The organism is Rhizobium sp. P1_E1, assembly GCF_056406015.1.
The window spans coordinates 1-2559 of sequence record NZ_JBFUAY010000391.1 but is presented as its reverse complement, the minus strand read 5'-3'; the positions used below and the strand labels follow the sequence as shown (position 1 = coordinate 2559).

Annotated in this window: 2 protein-coding genes and 1 pseudogene; all 3 read left to right on the top strand. The window is 57.4% G+C overall.

The window, feature by feature from the left end; all coding sequences use genetic code 11:
* Window positions 1–1035, top strand: a 1035-nt coding sequence (locus AC1D1Z_RS36165; RefSeq protein WP_477853613.1) for a cytochrome-c peroxidase, incomplete at its 5' end; no start/stop codon positions are given.
* A 134-nt stretch (window positions 1036–1169) separates the two neighbouring features.
* Window positions 1170–2096 carry an ArsR/SmtB family transcription factor gene (locus AC1D1Z_RS36160; RefSeq protein WP_477853611.1) on the top strand — a complete coding sequence of 309 codons (927 nt, stop codon included), beginning with the start codon at window positions 1170–1172 and terminating at the stop codon, window positions 2094–2096.
* Between the two features lie 210 nt (window positions 2097–2306).
* Window positions 2307–2559: pseudogene (locus AC1D1Z_RS36155) on the top strand (alpha-N-arabinofuranosidase); the annotation flags it as partial.

The window sequence follows — 2559 nt, the reverse complement described above, 5'->3', positions numbered from 1 at the left end:
CATGCCTTCGGCCCGGCATCGGCGACGCCAGTCGAAATGGGCGGCGAACATCTGGACCAGCCGGGTTTGCGCRCCGTTCCGACGCTGCGTTATCTGCAATCGGTACCTGCTTTCACCGAGCATTATTACGATTCCGAGGACGAGGGCGATGAAAGCGTCGACAACGGCCCGACGGGCGGCCTGACCTGGGACGGCCGGGTCGATCACGGCGCCGATCAGGCGAAGATCCCGCTGCTCTCGCCCTTCGAGATGAGCAACAAGGATGCGGCCCAAGTGGTGGCGAAGCTGCGCAAGGCCGCCTATGCCGACGACATCAAGGCGGCATTCGGCGAGACGGCGTTCGACAATCCTCAGGATGCCTTCGATGCCGCCGCCGAGGCGCTCGCCACCTTTGAACAGAGCGCCCCGGATTTCTATCCCTATTCCAGCCGCTACGACGCCTTTCTCGCCGGCAAGGCGACGCTGACAGCGCAGGAACTGCACGGGCGCCAGCTGTTCGAGGATCCGGCCAAGGGCAACTGTTCGAGCTGTCATCTGAGCGAGCCCGCCAATGACGGCGAGCCGCCGCAATTTTCCGATTTCGGCTTCCTCGGGCTTGCCGCACCGCGCAACATGGCGATCCCGGCCAACAACGATCCGAACTATCATGATCTCGGTCTCTGCGGTCCCCAACGCACCGACTTTGCCGGACGCGGCGAATATTGCGGTCTGTTCCGCACCCCGACGCTGCGCAATGTCGCGCTGAAGCAGAGCTTCTTCCACAACGGCTATTTCCACTCGCTGCGCGACGTCGTCTCCTTCTATGCGACGCGCGACAACGATCCCGGCCGTTGGTATCCGAAAAATTCAGATGGCACGGTTCGGAAATATGACGACCTGCCGCAGGCCTATTGGGATAACCTCAACCAGGATCCGCCCTTCGGCAGGAAGCCGGGCGACGCGCCTGCCCTCACCGATCCCGAAATCGACGACATCGTCGCCTTCCTCAGAACCCTGACCGATGCCGATCTGCAGTCCGAGGCGACCGGGCATTAGGACGCCTGGAATTTTAAGAAATGCCCAGGACCAATGACGTCTTTCTCAACAATAACAATCAAACCCGTCGACGCATTCCCACTTGATGTATCATAATTTCAGATATACATCATTTCATCGGAAATGGTGGGGGAATGATGGAACGCTCGTTTTTGACGATTGCCGCCGGCGAGAATAATGATGCGATACGCGCGCTTTCGGCGCCGGCGCGGCTGGAGATGCTCAAGCTGCTCTGCGCCAAGGGACCAATGAATATCAACGATATCGCGCGTGCCCTTTCTCTTCCTCAATCGACTGTCGCCACCGGAATCCAGATTTTGGAAGACGCCCGGCTGGTGGATTCCCAGCTGACTAAGGCCCGGAAGGGAAATCAGAAGATCTGCTCGGCGATCTACAGCGAAATTCTGATCAGCTTCGAGGAAAGTGCGGCCCAAAGGGCCAACAATATTATCGAAGTCGAGATGCCGGTGRGGCTCTACACCAGTTGTGACGTCCATGCGCCGTGCGGTCTTTGCTCCACCGAGAGCRTCATCGGCCCGCTCGATGTGCCCGACTATTTCCTCGATCCGCAACGCATGCAGGCCGGGCTCGTCTGGTTCGGCAGGGGATATGTGGAATATAAATTCCCCAACAACGCCAAGGTGTTGAACAAGGATATCCGCGCCATAGAGTTCTCGCTGGAGCTGTCGTCCGAGGTGCCGGGCACCAATCCGGACTGGCCGTCGGATATAACTCTCTGGGTCAATGGAATGGCCATCGGAACCTGGACGTCGCCCGGCGACTATGGCGACAAGCGCGGCGCCTTCACGCCGGCATGGTGGAAGCTCGAGGGCTCGCAATATGGGATGATGAAGACTTGGCGCATCTCCACGCGCGGGACCTTCATCGACGGTATCGCCGCATCGAATGTCACGCTCAGCGATCTCGCGCTTGCCCAGCATTCCTCCATCCGGCTCCGGGTCGGCATCGCGGAGAATGCCGGCCATACCGGCGGCGTCAATATTTTCGGTCGCGGCTTCGGAAATCACGGCCGCGATATCATCATGCGGCTACACGTCTGAAAAATCAAAATCGGAAATCTTGATTTAAATCCCACGATTCTTTCCAGTTTCGACGACCGATAAAGTCTACCAAGTAACTGTAATTAGACACTTTTTTCTGAAATCCATATTAGTATGATTAAAGTCGCAACTTGGTTGACAGAACAACATTCCTGATATCAAGTTAGAGGCAAGAAAACAAAATATCTGATATATAAACGGGAGGATCCGTTGAAGACGAACGTTGTGGTTCACCGCGATTTCCGCATCGCGACCATTGACTCCAGGCTCTACAGTTCATTTCTCGAGCATCTCGGCAGGGCGATCTACGGGGGCATTTATGAGCCCGGACACCCGACGGCCGATGAGGATGGATTCCGCCAGGATGTCCTCGATCTGGTGCGTGATCTTGACACGCCATACTGTCGCTATCCCGGCGGCAATTTCGTCTCGGCCTATAATTGGGAAGACGGCGTCGGCCCGC